This window comes from Kitasatospora sp. NPDC101155 (assembly GCF_044768305.1).
Taxonomy (GTDB): domain Bacteria; phylum Actinomycetota; class Actinomycetes; order Streptomycetales; family Streptomycetaceae; genus Kitasatospora.
Window position 1 is genome coordinate 84,787 of record NZ_JBIWPN010000025.1, and the last position, 14,759, is coordinate 99,545.

The 14,759-nt window shown below is 73.8% G+C and carries 15 protein-coding genes, 1 tRNA gene and 1 riboswitch; of the genes, 5 read left to right on the forward strand and 11 right to left on the reverse strand.

What is annotated here, in order from left to right; translation table 11 throughout:
• Positions 1-51 precede the first annotated feature (51 nt).
• From ACIRYZ_RS30175 to ACIRYZ_RS30195, 5 genes are all read right to left on the reverse strand, one after another.
• Positions 52-1,278 (reverse strand): sensor histidine kinase, encoded by a 1,227-nt coding sequence (locus ACIRYZ_RS30175; protein WP_402950263.1) that lies wholly within the window; start codon positions 1,276-1,278, stop codon positions 52-54.
• Between the two features lie 321 nt (positions 1,279-1,599).
• Complete coding sequence (locus ACIRYZ_RS30180; RefSeq protein ID WP_402950200.1) at positions 1,600-2,730, reverse strand: PP2C family protein-serine/threonine phosphatase; 1,131 nt, start codon at positions 2,728-2,730, stop codon at positions 1,600-1,602.
• 166 nt (positions 2,731-2,896) lie between these two features.
• Positions 2,897-3,478: a TetR/AcrR family transcriptional regulator gene (locus ACIRYZ_RS30185; protein ID WP_402950203.1), complete on the reverse strand. Its 582-nt coding sequence runs from the start codon at positions 3,476-3,478 to the stop codon at positions 2,897-2,899.
• Positions 3,479-3,524: 46 nt separating this feature from the next.
• Complete coding sequence (locus tag ACIRYZ_RS30190) at positions 3,525-4,349, reverse strand: alpha/beta fold hydrolase (protein WP_402950206.1); 825 nt, start codon at positions 4,347-4,349, stop codon at positions 3,525-3,527.
• Positions 4,350-4,444: 95 nt separating this feature from the next.
• On the reverse strand, positions 4,445-4,735 hold the full coding sequence (locus ACIRYZ_RS30195; protein ID WP_402950209.1) for a YiaA/YiaB family inner membrane protein: 291 nt from the start codon (positions 4,733-4,735) through the stop codon (positions 4,445-4,447).
• Between the two features lie 196 nt (positions 4,736-4,931).
• A riboswitch (cyclic di-AMP (ydaO/yuaA leader) is annotated at positions 4,932-5,090 on the forward strand.
• A gap of 12 nt (positions 5,091-5,102) precedes the next feature.
• Here ACIRYZ_RS30195 and ACIRYZ_RS30200 point away from each other — a divergent pair.
• On the forward strand, positions 5,103-5,951 hold the full coding sequence (locus ACIRYZ_RS30200) for a M23 family metallopeptidase (RefSeq protein WP_393037822.1): 849 nt from the start codon (positions 5,103-5,105) through the stop codon (positions 5,949-5,951).
• A gap of 96 nt (positions 5,952-6,047) precedes the next feature.
• Here the strand turns inward: ACIRYZ_RS30200 and ACIRYZ_RS30205 are convergent, their stop codons facing one another.
• On the reverse strand, positions 6,048-6,929 hold the full coding sequence (locus tag ACIRYZ_RS30205) for a hypothetical protein (protein ID WP_402950212.1): 882 nt from the start codon (positions 6,927-6,929) through the stop codon (positions 6,048-6,050).
• Positions 6,930-6,971: 42 nt separating this feature from the next.
• Here ACIRYZ_RS30205 and ACIRYZ_RS30210 point away from each other — a divergent pair, with 42 nt between their 5' ends.
• From ACIRYZ_RS30210 to ACIRYZ_RS30225, 4 genes are all read left to right on the forward strand, one after another.
• Positions 6,972-7,550, forward strand: a complete 579-nt coding sequence (locus tag ACIRYZ_RS30210) for a GNAT family N-acetyltransferase (protein WP_402950215.1) — start codon at positions 6,972-6,974, stop codon at positions 7,548-7,550.
• Positions 7,551-7,690: 140 nt separating this feature from the next.
• Positions 7,691-8,434, forward strand: a complete 744-nt coding sequence (locus ACIRYZ_RS30215; protein WP_402950218.1) for a sensor domain-containing protein — start codon at positions 7,691-7,693, stop codon at positions 8,432-8,434.
• An 82-nt stretch (positions 8,435-8,516) separates the two neighbouring features.
• On the forward strand, positions 8,517-9,272 hold the full coding sequence (locus ACIRYZ_RS30220) for a hypothetical protein (RefSeq protein WP_402950221.1): 756 nt from the start codon (positions 8,517-8,519) through the stop codon (positions 9,270-9,272).
• Positions 9,273-9,298: 26 nt separating this feature from the next.
• Positions 9,299-9,742 carry a GNAT family N-acetyltransferase gene (locus tag ACIRYZ_RS30225; RefSeq protein WP_402950223.1) on the forward strand — a complete coding sequence of 148 codons (444 nt, stop codon included), beginning with the start codon at positions 9,299-9,301 and terminating at the stop codon, positions 9,740-9,742.
• Here the strand turns inward: ACIRYZ_RS30225 and ACIRYZ_RS30230 are convergent.
• From ACIRYZ_RS30230 to trmB, 5 genes are all read right to left on the reverse strand, one after another.
• The gene (locus tag ACIRYZ_RS30230) at positions 9,739-10,887 is read right to left on the reverse strand and encodes a hypothetical protein (protein WP_402950226.1); all 1,149 of its coding nucleotides are present in this window, start codon (positions 10,885-10,887) and stop codon (positions 9,739-9,741) included. The two genes, ACIRYZ_RS30225 and ACIRYZ_RS30230, sit on opposite strands and share 4 nt — an antisense overlap.
• A gap of 413 nt (positions 10,888-11,300) precedes the next feature.
• On the reverse strand, positions 11,301-12,140 hold the full coding sequence (locus tag ACIRYZ_RS30235) for a hypothetical protein (protein ID WP_402950229.1): 840 nt from the start codon (positions 12,138-12,140) through the stop codon (positions 11,301-11,303).
• A 197-nt stretch (positions 12,141-12,337) separates the two neighbouring features.
• Positions 12,338-12,411 (reverse strand) — tRNA-Met (locus ACIRYZ_RS30240).
• Between the two features lie 85 nt (positions 12,412-12,496).
• Positions 12,497-13,819: a PrsW family intramembrane metalloprotease gene (locus ACIRYZ_RS30245; RefSeq protein ID WP_402950232.1), complete on the reverse strand. Its 1,323-nt coding sequence runs from the start codon at positions 13,817-13,819 to the stop codon at positions 12,497-12,499.
• A gap of 116 nt (positions 13,820-13,935) precedes the next feature.
• Complete coding sequence (gene trmB / locus ACIRYZ_RS30250; protein WP_402950266.1) at positions 13,936-14,721, reverse strand: tRNA (guanosine(46)-N7)-methyltransferase TrmB; 786 nt, start codon at positions 14,719-14,721, stop codon at positions 13,936-13,938.
• Positions 14,722-14,759: the final 38 nt, after the last annotated feature.

Consider the following 14,759-nt stretch of genomic DNA (forward strand, 5'->3'; position numbering starts at 1 on the left):
CTCCGGAGGGCTGGGGAAGTCGGGGGGGACGGGGGAGCAGGGCGGGAAGGGTCAGTGGGGGCCGGGCGGGGTCTGGGCCCGGGCCTGGGCGGCCGACCGGCCGCTGGCGGTCCCGGCCTGGAACATCGCCATGAACGCCTGCGCGTCCCGGGCCGAGCGGTACGGCGGGGCGGGCGGCGGGGGAGCGGCGTGCTGGGCGGGCCGGTTCGCGCGGTCGCGCCGGTGGCTCCGGCGGGGCAGCGGCGGCGGGGTGTCGCCGGCGGCGGGGGGCCGGCCGGTGGGTGGGGTCTCCACCAGCGGGTGGCCGGCCGTCGGGTGGCCGGCGGGAGCGGCCGGCCGGAAGTCGGGGCTGAACGCCCGGTCGTCCGGTCCGAGGCCGGGGACGGTGGGCGGCAGCGGCTCGGTGAGCAGGGCGTTCGGCAGCAGTATGACGACGCGCACGCCGCCGTACGGTGAGGGCGCCGAGCTGAGGGTGACCCGGAAGCCGTACTGCTCGGCGAGCCGGCCGACGGCGGCCAGGCCCAACTGAGGTACCTCGCCGAGCCGGGAGACCTCCAGGGTGCTGCCGCCGGCGAGCGCGGCGGCGGCCTTGGCGACGGCCTGTTCCGGCATGCCGACGCCGCCGTCGTCGATCTCGATCACCGCGCCGTTGTGCACCGGCATCAGCGTGACGAACACCTGGGTGCTGGGCGGGGAGTAGCGGGTGGCGTTGTCCAGCAGCTCGGCGATGGCGTGGATCAGCGCCTCGGCGGCGGCGCCGACCACCGCGGTCTCGATCCGGCTGCGGACCACCACCCGCTGGAACGGCAGGATCCGCGACTGGGCGCCGCGCACCACGTCCTCCAGCGTGACCGGTTCCGGCCAGTGCCGTCCGGCCCGGGCGCCGCACAGGACGGCCAGGGTCTGGGCCAGCCGGGCCTGTTGGGCGGCGGCGTGGTCGGCCTTGAGCAGGCCTTCGAGCAGGGCCGGGTCGTCGTGGGTGCGCTCCATCTCGTCGAGCAGCGCCTGCTGGTCGTGGGCCATGACGAGGATGCGGCGGGCGACGCTGAGGAAGGCCCGCTGGGTGGAGGCGGTGAGCTCCTGCTCCTGCTGGACGGCGGCCAGGTCGGCGCCCCGGCGGGAGAGTTCGGCGGTCAGCTGGTCCTGGAGCCGGGCGAGTTCGTCCTGCAGCCGGTCGGCCCGGCCGCGGTGGGTGACGGACACGGCGTGGTACCGCGCGGCGGCCACGAGGGCGAGGACGGCGAGTACGCCGGTTGCCGTTACGGACCACTGAGTCATCGTCACGCCGCGAATTCTAGGGTGATGATCCTACGTAGGTGTGAACGGATCTCGCCAAGTGACCGGATCTCGTCAATATCGAGTCAATACGCCGTCAATCCAGCGTCGTTCGACCCCGATCGCGGGGGTCCGAGGAGGTCCGTGATCGTTCGTCCAGGGTCTTCCGGCCCGGGTCGACGGTACGGGTGATGGCCGATTCGCGTCCCGGGATGTGAGGGGCGTGTGTGCACGGCGTTGCGGAACGGACGGGGTCCGGTGCGGGAGCAGCGGCGCCGCGTCGTCCGGCCGGGGCCGGCGCTGTCTCTTGCGGCGCCGTGCGGCTCAACCGGTCACGGCCGGACCGGACGGACCGGCCGTACCGAGCCGCCGCACCAGCACCAGGGTGCGGTCGTCCGCGACGTCCTGCGCGACGGTGCGCACCAGTCTGCTCGCCGCGCCCCGGACCAGCTGCTGCTGCGGCCGGTGCGTGCGCACCTCCGGCTCGGCGGCGGCCAGCAGCCGGCCCACCCCCTCGTCCAGGTCCCGGCCCGGCACCTCCACCAGGCCGTCGCTGAACAGCAGCAGCGAGTCGCCGTACCCCAGCCGCCCGGACACCGGCGGGTACGGCGCGCCCGGCACCAGGCCCAGCGCCGGGCCGCCGTGCTCGGAGGGCTGCCAGCCGTTCCTCCGGCAGTACCGCACGGGCGGCGGATGGCCCGCGTTGAACAGCCGGTAACGGCCGGTCGCCGGGTGCAGCGCCAGGTGGACGGCGGTGGCGAAGTCGTCCTCCCAGCCCATCCGGACCAGGTGGTCGTTGGCGGCGGGCAGGAACGCGTCCGGCGGTACCCGGCCCAGCAGCATCGCGAAGGCGCCCGACAAGTGGGTCGACCGGGCGGCCGCCCGACTGCCCTTGCCCGACACGTCCACCAGCACCAGTTCCAGCAGGTCCTCCTCCGGGCGGTGGGCGCAGAGCAGGAAGTCCCCGGAGAAGGAGGCGTCACCGGCCGGGGCCAGCTCGCTGTCGAAGTGCCAGTCCAGCAGCCGCTCCGGAAGGCGGGCCAGCGTCCGGTTGTGCTCGGCCAGCTCCAGCAGCATCGTGTCGCCCTGGGTGCCGCGCAGCCCCAGCCGGTGCCGGAACCGGTTCGCCGTCAGCACCGTCGCCCCCGTCGCGGCCAGCACCACCGTCACCCCCAGCCGCACCCCGCGCGGGTCCTGCACCGCCGCCCCGAGCCCGCTGCCCGCCAGCGCCGCGCACACCAGCACCAGCAGTTGCCCCCGCCGCAGCACCAGCCCGCCACCCACCACCGGCAGTACCAACGCCGACGGCGGCCACCCGTACGGCATCAGGATCGGCAGCACCCCCAGCACCACCGTCACCCCGAGCAGCACCCCCAGCGCCACCCGCCCCGCCCGTATGTCCCCGTCCAGCAGCCGCCCGTACCACCGCCGCACCCTCGCCATCAGTGCGGGCATCGGGACCTCCGCCAAGCGTGGGCGGTCCCCTGTCATGACCACCAGTCAGCCCGCCACACTAGCCCGTCCACCCCCACCAACCTCCCAACCCCCACCCGCCCCGCACCAGAGCCCGGCCCTCCCGACTGCCGGCCGCCCTGCGCCAGAAGTCGGCGGGCCCGACTTCCTACTCCTCTTCCTCCGCCTTCGGCCAGGTGCGGAGGCCGGTGGTGAGGGTGGTGACGAGGCGGTCGTGGGTGGTGGTGAGGTCTTCGGCGAGTTGGAAGGCGCCGGTGATGGAGAGGGAGGCGAAGCCGTGGGCGAGGGAGCGGACGGTGCGGGCGGCGTGGATGGCCTCGGGGCCGTCGAGGCCGTAGGAGCGGAGGACGGCGATGATGACGCCGACGAGGCGGGTGGCCGCGCGGGTGAGGTCGTCGTCGGGTTGGGGGGCTTGGGGGAGGGCGGTGTAGCGGTGCGGGTGTTCGGTGGCGTAGGCCTGGTAGGCGCGAAGAACGGTCGTGACGGCGTCGTCGCCGCTGCGGCCGACCGCGGCCTCGGCGAGCCGGTCGGCCAGTTCCTCGGTGACCCGGACGGCGATCAGCCGGCGCAGTTCGGTCAGGCCTCCGCTGACGTGCTTGTAGAGGGAGGGGGTGGCGACTCCCGCGCGGGCGGCGACGGAGGCCAGGGTGAGGGCCTCGGCGCCCTGCTCGTCGATGAGGGCGAGGGCGTGGTCGACGACCTGGTCCGGGGTCAGTCCTACTCGGGGCATGGGTTCGGTTTCTCCGTACGGCTGCGGTTCGGTGGGCTCAGCGGGCTCAGGCGAGCTCGGCGAGGAAGGGCAGCAGGGCGTCCGCGACGGCCTGCGGGTTGTCGGCCATCGGGTAGTGGCCGGACCCCTTGATCATCACCTTCCGGGTGCCCAGCGCCGTGGCCTGCCGCTCGGCGACGGCCGCCGGGTCCGGGAAGTCGGGGTCCTTGCTGCCCATCAGGACGAGCGAGGGGCAGCGGACGGCCGCGCACCAGCCGATCGGCGCGGAGTCCCCGGTGACGTGTCCGCGGGTGGCGGTCTTGCGTCCGGGGGTGCGCAGGTCGGCGACCAGCCCGGCCACGTAGGTGTCGAGGTCGGCGGGTCGGGGGCCGGGGAAGGCCATCTTGCGCAGGTAGAAGCCCCAGACGGCCGGCCAGTGGACCATCGCGCTGCCCATGACGGCCATCACGCCGCGCATCAGGGCGTTGGCCCGGTGCTCGACGAAAGCGTCGATCAGCGCGATTCCGGCGACCCGCTGGGGCGCGTCCCCGGCGAGCTTGACCACGGTCGCCCCGGTGTAGGACTGCCCGACCAGGACGGCCCGCTCGATGCCGAGGTGGTCGAGCAGGGCGAGGGCGTCGGTGGCGACGGCGGCCGGGCTGTAGTCGTCCCAGACGATCGAGGACTCGCCGAAGCCGCGCACGTCCATGGTGATGACCCGGCGCCCGGCGGCGGTGAGCAGCGGGTGCAGGTGCCGGTAGGCGCGGCGGCTGTCGAGCATTCCGGGGAGCAGGACGACGGGGGTGCCGTCGCCCTGCCGGGTGTCGTCGAAGGCGATCCGGCCGCCGGGGACGTCGAGGTACTGGGTGCTCGGGGTGATGGTGCCGTTCACGGTGGTCCTCCACGGGGTCGGTGCTGCCGATAGCCATAAAGCTATGGCTAATAGCCGTAGCCGTCAACCCCTTTCCCCGGTGTCCCGGGAACGGCTCAGGCCCCCTCGACCCGGAACGGGTCGTGCTCGCTGAGCAGCTTCTCCAGTCGGGCCTGGTCGACCCGGGCGACAGTGTCCGAGGACTCCTGCCGGTCCCGGATCACCTTGGCCAGCGTGAAGGCGGAGGTGACGGTGTAGAGCAGGCCGATCCCGAGGAAGGCCCTGGTCCACCCGCCGACGGGCAGGCAGGCGACCCCGACGGCGAGGGTCGAGCCGGAGATCGCGAACGAGAGGACGGCCTGGACGAAGTACGCGGCCGTGGTGCGTGACTGCATCGGTGCGCTCATGCCGTCAGGATGCGGGAGCGCGGCCGGGCCGCACATGAGTAGGAGTACTCAGATGGGCCAGGCGAATGACGGTTCGTTCGTCGGCGTCCGACCGCCTGCTCCCCGGTCGTCCCGGACGGATGGCTTGGAATCAGGGCCTCCTAGGATTAACGTTTGATAACGCAGCGCGGTCGTCAATGCCGTACCCAGACGGCACCGTGCGCCGTCGCCTAATCCCGCCGACCGGCCTCCGGGCAGGTCAGGGAGCCGGGGAACCACGTTCCTTGGGGTGAATCGGCGGGGCCCCGGCCCGGCCGTAGGAGACCTTCCTGCTCCGAACCCGTCAGCTAACCCGGTAGGCGCGAAGGAAGGAAAGGAGCGCGCCCCCGTGGCGTCGACGCACACCCCGGCACACCCGGCCGGCCCCGCAGCCGGTACCCAGCTCCTCGACCACCCCGGCCCGGACGGAACCGAGTCGCTCGGCACCGACGACTTCGCCCCGGAGGCCGAGGCCAACCGCCACCGGATGCCGCGTCAGACCCGCGGGGCCTCCCCGCTGCTCGGCGTCACCGCCGTCGCCGCCACCCTGGGCGCCACCGGTTTCGCCTCCGCCACCCCGGCCGCCGCGCCCGCCGTCGAGGCCGCGGACGAGGCCCCGGTGACCCTCGCTGCCGACCCGGGCCTCGCGCTCGCCGCCCGCATCCAGCAGCAGGCCGACAGCCAGCGCACCGCCGCCGAGGAGAGCGCCCGTCTGGAGGCCGCGAAGGAGGCCGAGGCGAAGGCCGCCGCCAAGGAGGCCGACGCCAAGCGCGCCGCCGACGAGGCCGAGCGCGCCAAGGCCGCCGCCCTCACCCTGCCGGTGAAGGACTACAACCTCTCCGCCCACTACGGCCAGAGCGCCCGCTACTGGGCCCACCTGCACACCGGCCTGGACTTCGCCGCCGACACCGGCACCCCGGTCTACGCGGTGGGCCAGGGCACCATCACCTCGGCCGGCTGGTCCGGCGCGTACGGCTACCGGATCGTCGAGACCCTGCCCGACGGCACCGAGATCTGGTACTGCCACCTCTCCTCGATCATCAAGGGCTCCGGCGCGGTCGGTTCCGGCCAGCAGATCGGCAAGGTCGGCGCGACCGGCAACGTCACCGGCCCGCACCTGCACCTGGAGGTCCGCCCGGGCGGCGGCGCCCCGGTCGACCCGGAGACCTGGCTCCAGCAGCGCGGCCTCAACCCCTGACGGGAACCACCTGAACCCCTGACGGGAGCCCCCGACGAGAACCGGGGACCCTGACGCGACGCCCGAGGGCCCCGGATACCCGGGGCCCTCGGCCGTTCACTCCGCCGACTCCGCCGGCAGCTGCGCCAGGTAGGCGTCGATCTCCTCCGCCCCCGGCTCCGGCGCGAGCTCCGGGAACTCCTCCACCAGCAGCCGCGGCAGCCCCGGCACCGTCCACTCGCCGATCAGGTCGAGCGCCACCTCGGCCGCCGCCGTCTCGAACTCCCCGAAGTCCCCGGCCAGTTCGTCCGGCATCGGCCGCCCCAGCGCGTTCAGCTCGGCCAGGTTGCGGTAGCTGCGCCGCATCAGGCCCTGTTCCAGCAGCCGCCGCGCGCCGTCGGTGGCCATGCCGACCGACAGCACCCGGCCCGGTCCCCAGCCCTGCTCGTCCGGTTCGTCCAGCCAGCCGGTCGGCACCAGCGCCTCGAACCCGGCCAGCCGCTCCTCCTCGCCCAGCCCGGCGAAGCCGGCCAGCCAGTCCCGCACCGCCGCCTCGTCCGTGGTGTCCACCCCGTGGGCGTGCAGCAGCACCGCGTACAGCCGCGGCCAGGTGACCAGGTCGGCGCGGCGCAGCAGCCCGGCCGCGACCTCGCCCTGCCACTCGGCCTCGGCGTGCAGCCGCTCCTGGCGCTTGGCGTTGAGCCGCTTCGCCGCCCGCTGGTGGTCGACCAGCAGCCGTACGGCGTCGCCGTACGCGAGCGGGTCCGCTTCCGGGGCGGGTTGGACGTAGAGGTGGAGCCGCTCGTACAGCAGGTGCTCCACCGCGTTGGAGGTCAGTTCGGGCCAGCCGTCGTGCATCCTGCCCTCGCCCAGTTCCAGCAGCGCCAGCACCGTGCGCAGCGGCTCCTCGGCCACCGGCGCGCGGTCCTGCTCGGCCGCCCAGTCGAGCAGGTCGGCGGCCCTGGTGCGCGGGGCGAGCCGCAGGTCTTCGTCGTTCATGTTCCGAACGGTAGTCGTCGGACGGAGGTAGGGTCGGCAGCCATGGTCCCCGTACGCCTCACCGGCCCCAGGCTCGCCATCCGCGAGTACCACCACACCCCGGAGGAAGTGGACGCGCTGCACGCGCTGTACAGCGACCCGGAGGTGACCCGCTACCTCCCCTTCGAGCCGCGCGACCGGGAGACCTGCGCCGACCAGATCGAGCTGTACCTGGAGGAGGCGATGGCCGGGGAGCGGGACACCTACCGCCTCGCCGTCGTCCGGCGGGAGGACGCCGCGGACCCGGCGGACGCGCCGCCGATCGCGCACGCCAGCCTCACCCTCGGCAAGTACCGCTCCGCTTACCTCGGTTACGTACTGAGCCGCGGGGTGTGGGGCCGCGGCTACGCGGGCGAGATCGCCGGGCTGCTCTGCGAGTTCGCCTTCGGCCCGCTCGGGCTGCACCGGCTGGCCGCCCGGGTCGACGTGGACAACACGGCCTCCGCCAAGGTGCTCACCAGGCTCGGCTTCCAGCTGGAGGGGCGGGTGCGGCACGACCTGTACAAGGGCGGCGTCTGGTCGGACTCGTACCTGTACTCGCTGCTCGTCGACGAGTGGCCCGGCCCTTCGGTGCCGTCCTGACCCCGGAAGCGGACCCGGCCGGGGGTTAACCCCACCCCCGATCCGCCGGTCCCCCGGATGCCCCCTGAGCTGCGGCTCGGCCAGACTATGGGGTGTCAGGGAGTACGAACGACCGCGAGAACGAGGGGCCGGGGCCGGAGATGAGCAGCAGCCGAAGCATGCTGGACCAGGAGTGGGACGTCCACGGTGGCTACGGCGACGACGGCCCGCACACCGCCCGGGCCCGCCGCACCGAGCGGCCGCCGGCCTTCTGGCGGGCGCCGTTCTCCGCGCACTACTACCGCGAGATCGGCTACGTGCTCACCGGCCTGCCGGTGGCGATCGCCGGCTTCACCGTCGCGATCACCCTGTTCTGCTTCGGCCTCAGCACCGTCGTCACCGTCCTCGGCCTGCCGGTGCTGGCCGGCCTGACCAACATCGCCCGCGGCCTGGGCCGGGCGGAGCGGGCCCGGGTGCGCGGCATGCTCGGCCTGGACGTGCCCGGCCCGGCGCCGGTGCGGCCGGTCCGCCCGGGCAACTGGGGCGGGATCACCGCGCGGCTGGCGGATGCGGCGGGCTGGAAGGCCGTGCTGTACCAGGTGGTGATGTTCCCGTGGGCGGTGTTCAGCTTCGCGGTGACGCTGACGTTCCTGCTGCTCGGCTGGGTGATGGCGCTCTACCCGCTCTACCAGTGGGTCTTCCCGACCTACACCCCCTGGCGCGGCTACCAGCTGTTCGACTTCACCGACAGCCACCACGTCCGGCACGTCCACTACGTCGAGGGCCCCTGGCAGATCGCCGCGTTCTCGATGGTCGGGGTGCTGCTGGTCTTCCTCACCGCGCGGCTGGTCCGCGGCCTGACCAACGTCAACCGGGTTGCCGCCCTGGGCCTGCTCGGGCGCTGAACCCGCCCAGGCCCGGTCCACCGTTCGAGGCCCCGCCCGCGCTCCGGATGCGGTCGGGGCCGGCCCGTGTTCGGATGGCCGGGTGGCCGCCGCACGGACCTCCGCGCCGAACCCCGACATCCTGATCACCTCCCGTCCGCTGGACGAGTACTGCGCGATGTTCGGCCTCACCCGCGCCCTGCTCGCCGCCCTGCCCGGGCCGGTGCTGGACTGCCCCGGCGGCGCGGCGGGCCTGGCCGCCGAGGCGCGCGAGCTGGGCTGCCGGGTGATCGCCGCCGACCCGGCGTACGCCCTGCCGCTGCCCGAGGTGGCGGACCACGCCCTGGCGGCCCGGGACTCGATGGCCGCCGCGATGGCGGCCCGCCCGCACCTGTACCCGGCGACCGGCCGCTGCCGGTCGGAGCGCTACCTGCGCAGCTGGGACCGCGCCCGCCGGCTGTTCACCGTCGACTCGGCCGCCCACCCGCAGCGGTACGTGGCCGCCGCGCTGCCCCGACTGCCCTTCGCGGACGGCGCCTTCGCCCTCACCCTGAGCGGCTATCTGCTCTTCGCCTACCCCGAACTGTTCGGCCCCGAGTGCCAGTTGGCGGCACTGGCCGAGCTGGTCCGGGTCACCGCCGCGGACGGCGAGGTCCGCGTCCAGCCGCTGTGCGACGGGTACGGGCGCCGCTGCGGGCACCTCGACCGGCTGCGGTACGCGCTCGGCGAGCACCGGATATCCAGCGAGGTCCGCCGCGTCCCCCGCGGGGACGGCCGCACCCGCCGGGTGCTGGTGCTGCGGGCCGCCGACCACCGCCGCCGGGAGCTCGGCGACAGCCGGGTCGGTAATAGCCACTAGCCCGGTTCGGTCCTATACTCGCTCGCATGAGCGAGACCACGACCCGGCCCGCCGGGCCGGCCGACGCCGACCGGCTCACCGCGCTGATCCAGGCCTCCAGCGCCTACCGCGGCGCGTACTTCGCGATGATCGACGGCTACGTCGTGACGCCCGACTACGTGGAGCGCCACGAGGTCCGGATGGCCGTGACCGATGACGACCGGCTGCTCGGCTTCTACGCGCTGATCCGCGAACCGGCCGAGCTGGACCTGATGTTCGTCGCGGACGAGGCCCAAGGGCTCGGCATCGGGCGGCACTTGATCACCGACATGCTCGACCGCGCCCGCGAGTCCGGGATCGCGGCGGTCAAGGTCGTCTCGCACCCGCCCGCCGAGGGCTTCTACCGGCAGCTGGGCGCCGAGCGCACCGGCACCCGCCCGCCGCAGGCCAAGACCCCCTGGGAGCAGCCCGAACTGCGCTTCACCGTCTAGGAGTCGTCACCGGCCGGCGGAACGGGCGGTGCCGACGGCGCCGACGGTACCGGCGGAGCCGGCCGGGCCGCCGACGAAGGCGGCGAAGCCTGCGCCGGGACGAGTGCCGCCACCTGCAGCCGGGACAGGATCTTCTCCGCCAGCCAACTGCGGTCCGACCCGTACGGAATCCCCCGCGGGTCGACCAACTGCGCCGCCACCGAGTCCCGCAGCCGCTGCGCCTCGGTGCCGGGCAGCCGGGAGAGCAGGCCCCGGGCGGCCAGCAGCGCGTGGTACTGCTCGAAGCCCGAGCGCGGGTGCTCGATCGCGTCCAGCACGCTCGGCAGGTCCGCCAGCGACGGGTCGCCCTGCATCAGCGCGAGCGCCTGGATCCGGCGGCCCTCGGAGCCGTCCGCGAAGAGGTCCCGCACCTGGTCGACGGTCAGCGCCGAGCGCCTCGCGGTGGAGCGGACCTCGGCGACCACGCCCTCCGGCCCGGCGGGGGAGCCCGAGGACGGCGGCAACTGCGCGGCCAGCGCCGCCGGCTGCTCGGCACTGCCGCCGAGCAGCCCGAGGTGCTGCATCGCGCGCACCCGCAGGTCGTCCGCGCCCACCTTGTCGCCGTGCCGGTCGCGGTCCTGCCCGGCCAGGAAGAGGTCCAGCGCCTGGTCCGCGTCGGTCAGCACCTGCGGCAGCGCGAGCCGGGTCACCAGCCAGCCGGCCAGGAAGCCGAGGACCAGGAAGTACAGCACCAGCGCGGCCGCGAACGGCACCGCCGCGTCCTCCCCGCCGAGCGCGGGGGCCAGTGCCGTACCGAGCTGGTGCAGTCGCTCACCGAGCGAACCGAGCTGGGTCAGCCCGACGCCCAGCAGCACCTTGGTCAGCCAGTCCGACACCTGCTCCAGGTTGGTGTTCGGCGCGTACGAGCCCTGCGGCTCGCCGGAGCCGCTCTTCACCCGGGGCACCCCGAACAGGAAGCCCAGCGCACCGCCGACCACCGTCGAGGCCCCGGCCACCACCAGCCCGCCGCCGAGCGCCTGCCAGGCGTGCTCCCGGCCGAGTGCGAACAGCAGCAGCCCGAGCAGTCCCGTCCCGCCGAGCACCCCGGCGGCCGCCCGCTGCGCCGTCCGCAGCGCCGACGTGCCGACCCGTCGTGCCTTCGCCATCGCCCACCCCCAGTGTCCGCGCCGCTGCGCCCCGTCGTTCCCGTGGTGGGGCCGCGCCGACTCTAGCGCCGCGGCCCCACCACGGGAACGGCCCGGGGGCGGCCCGGCTACGACGGGGCCGGTGCGTGCCCGGAAACGCAGACGACCCGCGGGCTGCTCCCCGACGCCGGCCCGTGCACTGGCCTGGCGCCGAGGCACCGGGGATGTACCGGTGAGCCCGCGGGCCGGGTGACTGCTATGGATTTCGCCTGCCGGAGGCCTCAGGGCCTAACCCTGCGCAGGCAGGGGCGGCTCTAGCGAGCAGCCACCTCACGCATCCTGATGGAACTCAATTCAGGATCACCTCCTTTCAGTGTGCCGCCACTGTAGGCAGCCCACCGGCGGAAGGGCAACGGATTATTCGCGGCCGTTGCTCAGGCGGTCTTGATCTGGTCCTTGAACTTCGAGAAGTCGATCGTGTTGTCGGCCGGCGGGGCCTGGACGGTCAGTGGCTTGTCGAAGTCGGTGAGGTTGATCGTGGTCTTGCCGTCCTTGGCCGAGTCCGTCTCGATCTGGACCGGGTAGGGCTTGCCCTCGGTGGCGATGTGGAGCGTCGACAGCTCGCCCGAGTCGTCGGTGACCTTGAGGCTGAAGGTCTTCAGGCCGTTGATGTTGCCCGGAGTGCCCTTCTCGGCCTTCTTGGTCTTGCCGTCGGCGATCTGCTTGCTGAAGTCGGTGAGGTTGCAGAAGCTGGTCATCATCTTCATCTTCGGGTCGCTGTCGAACCCGGTCAGGTAACGACCCTTGAAGAGCTCGGCGGCCTTGCCGCCGTCCTTGCCGCCGACGGCCGTCCAGAAGGCGCTGTCCCCCTTGATGTAGGAGGCCTTGCCGTCGTTGATGATCTCGATCTTGCCCATGCCCGGCAGGGACATGGTGCCCTTGCACTGGCCCTTGTTGTCCATGGCCAGGTCCATGTCCATGTTGCCGTCCTGGTCGGCAATGGTGCCGGACATCCTGAGGGCGGTGGTGGCGGCCAGCGCGTCCTTGGCCTGCTTCTCGATCTCCTGCGCGGTCAGCTTGTCGGTGTCCAGCGTCGGGGCGGTCGGGGTCGGCGTCGGCGTAGCGGTCGGAGTCGCGGCGGCGGTGGTCGCGGCGGCGGTCGCGGGCGCGGCGGCCTTGTCCGCGGACTTGTCCTTGTTGTCGCCGCAGGCGGCGGTGCCCGCTCCGAGCAGAAGGCAGATCGCGGCGGTGCTGACCAGGCGCTTCGACAGCATGAGGTGGTTCCTGTCCCGGGGCACGGCCCTGCCGCCCCCAACTGGATGAATTTTTCCTCAGCAGTATGGGGGAGGCCTCGGACAGCAGATCTTGGATCCGGCCCCTGTTACAGGTTCGTGGCAGGAACGTGCTCTGCCCGTACCCGGGAACGCGAAAGGCCCGGAGGAAGAATCCTCCGGGCCTTTCTGCTACTGAGTAGCGGGGACAGGATTTGAACCTGCGACCTCTGGGTTATGAGCCCAGCGAGCTACCGAGCTGCTCCACCCCGCGTCGGTGAACACAACAATACGTGGAAGTCGCCGAGATGGGAAATCGGTTCTTCGGGCGCCTCCGCCGGTGGCGCCGAGCAGGGCTCTCAGGCCGCCCCGGCCACCCGCCGCCCGCGCCGCGAGCCATGCCGGGCCGCCCGGGATCTCGCCCAGGCCGCGAAACAGACCAGCGCCGCGAAGCAGGGCACCATCAGCACCCCGTAGACCACCAGGAACCCGTCCGTCCCCAGGTCGGCCGCGGCGTTCCAGGCGCCGTGCAGCACCATCGCCAGCAGCAGCCCGGCCGGCGCGGCCAGCCGGGCCAGCCAGCGCCGCCCGGTGGTCAGGGCGACGGCCAGGCCGATCCCGGTGAGCGCGGTGAACAGCGGGTGGGCGAAGGGGGAGAGCAGGGCGCGCAGCACGAAGGTCTGCACGGTGCTGTCGAAGTCCCGCAGGCTGGGCCGGTCGCCCAGGCCGATGTTGTCCAGCCGGTTCCGCTGGTCGGTGGCAAAGGCCCGGCCCAGGTAGAGGACGTTCTCGACGAAGGCGAAGCCGCAGGCCGTCATCCCGCCGAGCACCACGCCGGCGGCCAGGGTGCGGGGCCGGGAGCGGCGGTGCGGGGTGCCCCCGGCGAGCGGGGCCGGGCACAGGTACGGCAGCGGCCGCAGGTAGGGGCGCAGCCGCAGCCGGCCCCGGGCGTGCGGCCCGGCCGGGCGGCGCTCGTACGGGTGGGGGCGCCGGGACGTGGGCGACCGTTGCAGCAACGGTGCGCAGGGTCGCCCGGTGCGGCGGCCGTGGCAGCGCAGCCGTTGGCCGAGCGGCAGGAGCAGCACCACCAGGGCGGTGGCCTTGGCGCTCTCCTCGATCAGCGGGGTGGCGATCCCGGCGCCGAGCAGCTCACCGAGCCGGCCCGGGTGCGCGGTCAGGTAGTCGGCGGTCCAGTTGTTGGCCAGGATCGCGACCGTGGTGGCTGCGCAGGCGCCCCAGCCGAGGCAGAACACGGTGTGCCGCAGCGGCACCCGGGCGGTGAGGTTGAGCCAGGCCAGGCCGCCGAGCACGAAGGGCAGCGGCACCATCGCCAGGCCCAGGCCGACCAGCAGTCCGACCGTGCCGGTCTGCCGCTGCACCAGGTGCAGGATCAGCACCCCGCAGCCGATCAGGATCAGCACGGCGGTCGCGGTGACCGAGGAGAGCGCCATCGAGCGGCCGCGACCCGGCGGCGGCGCGGACGCGCTCGTCACGGCGGGAGAGACAGGAGAGACGGAGCCGGCCGGCGGTAACGCGCCGCCCGGCCGGGGCAGCAGCCGGTGGGCCCGGCGCCCCCGGGGCCCCGGGATGGTCCGGGTGCCGCCGGTGCGCGGGGCCGTCCCCGGTACGTCGGCGGCGGCGCGGCCGGGCGTCCGGAACCCGCCGCCGGACGGGCTGCCCATGCGGCACAGGGTAGGCCACGGCAGCCGCCCGTCGGGAGGACTCGGGACGAACCGTCCGCCGGTCGCGCGACGGTCCGCTCAGTCGGCCGCCGCCTGTTCGAACGGCGGCCGGGGGCTCAGCGGCGGCGGAACAGCAGGTCGTGGACCACGTGGCCCTTGGCGATCCCGGCGCGTTCGAACTTGGTGACGGGTCGCCAGGCCGGACGCGGTGCGTAGCCGGGGATGCTGCCGTCCGGGTGGTCCGCGGGCTCCAGCCAGCCGGTGCCGTCACCCTCCGGGTGCAGGTTCTCCAGCTCCGGCGAGGCGGACAGCACGGCGAGCATCTGCTCCGCGTACGGCTCCCAGTCGGTCGCGCAGTGCACCAGGGCGCCGGGGGCGAGCCGGGGCAGCACGAGGTCGAGGAAGGACGGCTGGATCAGCCGGCGCTTGTGGTGCTTGGGCTTGGGCCACGGGTCGGCGAAGTAGACCCGCAGTCCGGCCAGCGAGGCGTCCGGCAGCATGTCGCGCAGCAGGATGACGGCGTCACCGGCGGCCAGCCGGACGTTCTGCGAACCGTCGCGCTCCAGCAGACCGAGCAGGTTGCCGTGGCCCGGGGTGTGCACGTCGGCGGCGAGGATGCCCGTCGACGGGTCGGCGGCGGCCATCGCGGCGGTGGTCTCGCCCATGCCGAAGCCGATCTCCAGGGTGACCGGCAGACCGCCGAACAGCTCCCGCAGGTCCAGCGGACTGCCGTCGATCGGGATGCCGTACGCCTCCCAGCTGCGGTCCAGGGCGCCCGCCTGGGCGTTGGTCATCCGGCCCCGGCGCGGCTGGAAGCTGCGGACGCGCCGCTCGCGGTGCTGGGCCTCGGTGGCCTTGTGCGGGTACATCGGCGCGGGGTAGGCGGCCGGCGCGGCGGACATCCGGGCGGACGGCGATTGCTGGGGGATCGGGGCGGTGG

Excerpts from the sequence above, each read along its gene's own strand:
- ACIRYZ_RS30230 (WP_402950226.1), bottom strand. The coding sequence starts at position 10,887 with ATGGCGAAGGCACGACGGGTCGGCACGTCGGCGCTGCGGACGGCGCAG.
- ACIRYZ_RS30215 (WP_402950218.1), top strand. The coding sequence starts at position 7,691 with ATGAGCAGCAGCCGAAGCATGCTGGACCAGGAGTGGGACGTCCACGGT.
- ACIRYZ_RS30225 (WP_402950223.1), top strand. The coding sequence starts at position 9,299 with ATGAGCGAGACCACGACCCGGCCCGCCGGGCCGGCCGACGCCGACCGG.
- ACIRYZ_RS30175 (WP_402950263.1), bottom strand. The coding sequence starts at position 1,278 with ATGACTCAGTGGTCCGTAACGGCAACCGGCGTACTCGCCGTCCTCGCC.
- ACIRYZ_RS30205 (WP_402950212.1), bottom strand. The coding sequence starts at position 6,929 with ATGAACGACGAAGACCTGCGGCTCGCCCCGCGCACCAGGGCCGCCGAC.
- ACIRYZ_RS30185 (WP_402950203.1), bottom strand. The coding sequence starts at position 3,478 with ATGCCCCGAGTAGGACTGACCCCGGACCAGGTCGTCGACCACGCCCTC.
- ACIRYZ_RS30180 (WP_402950200.1), bottom strand. The coding sequence starts at position 2,730 with ATGCCCGCACTGATGGCGAGGGTGCGGCGGTGGTACGGGCGGCTGCTG.
- ACIRYZ_RS30235 (WP_402950229.1), bottom strand. The coding sequence starts at position 12,140 with ATGCTGTCGAAGCGCCTGGTCAGCACCGCCGCGATCTGCCTTCTGCTC.
- ACIRYZ_RS30195 (WP_402950209.1), bottom strand. The coding sequence starts at position 4,735 with ATGAGCGCACCGATGCAGTCACGCACCACGGCCGCGTACTTCGTCCAG.
- ACIRYZ_RS30245 (WP_402950232.1), bottom strand. The coding sequence starts at position 13,819 with ATGGGCAGCCCGTCCGGCGGCGGGTTCCGGACGCCCGGCCGCGCCGCC.
- ACIRYZ_RS30210 (WP_402950215.1), top strand. The coding sequence starts at position 6,972 with ATGGTCCCCGTACGCCTCACCGGCCCCAGGCTCGCCATCCGCGAGTAC.
- trmB (WP_402950266.1), bottom strand. The coding sequence starts at position 14,721 with ATGTCCGCCGCGCCGGCCGCCTACCCCGCGCCGATGTACCCGCACAAG.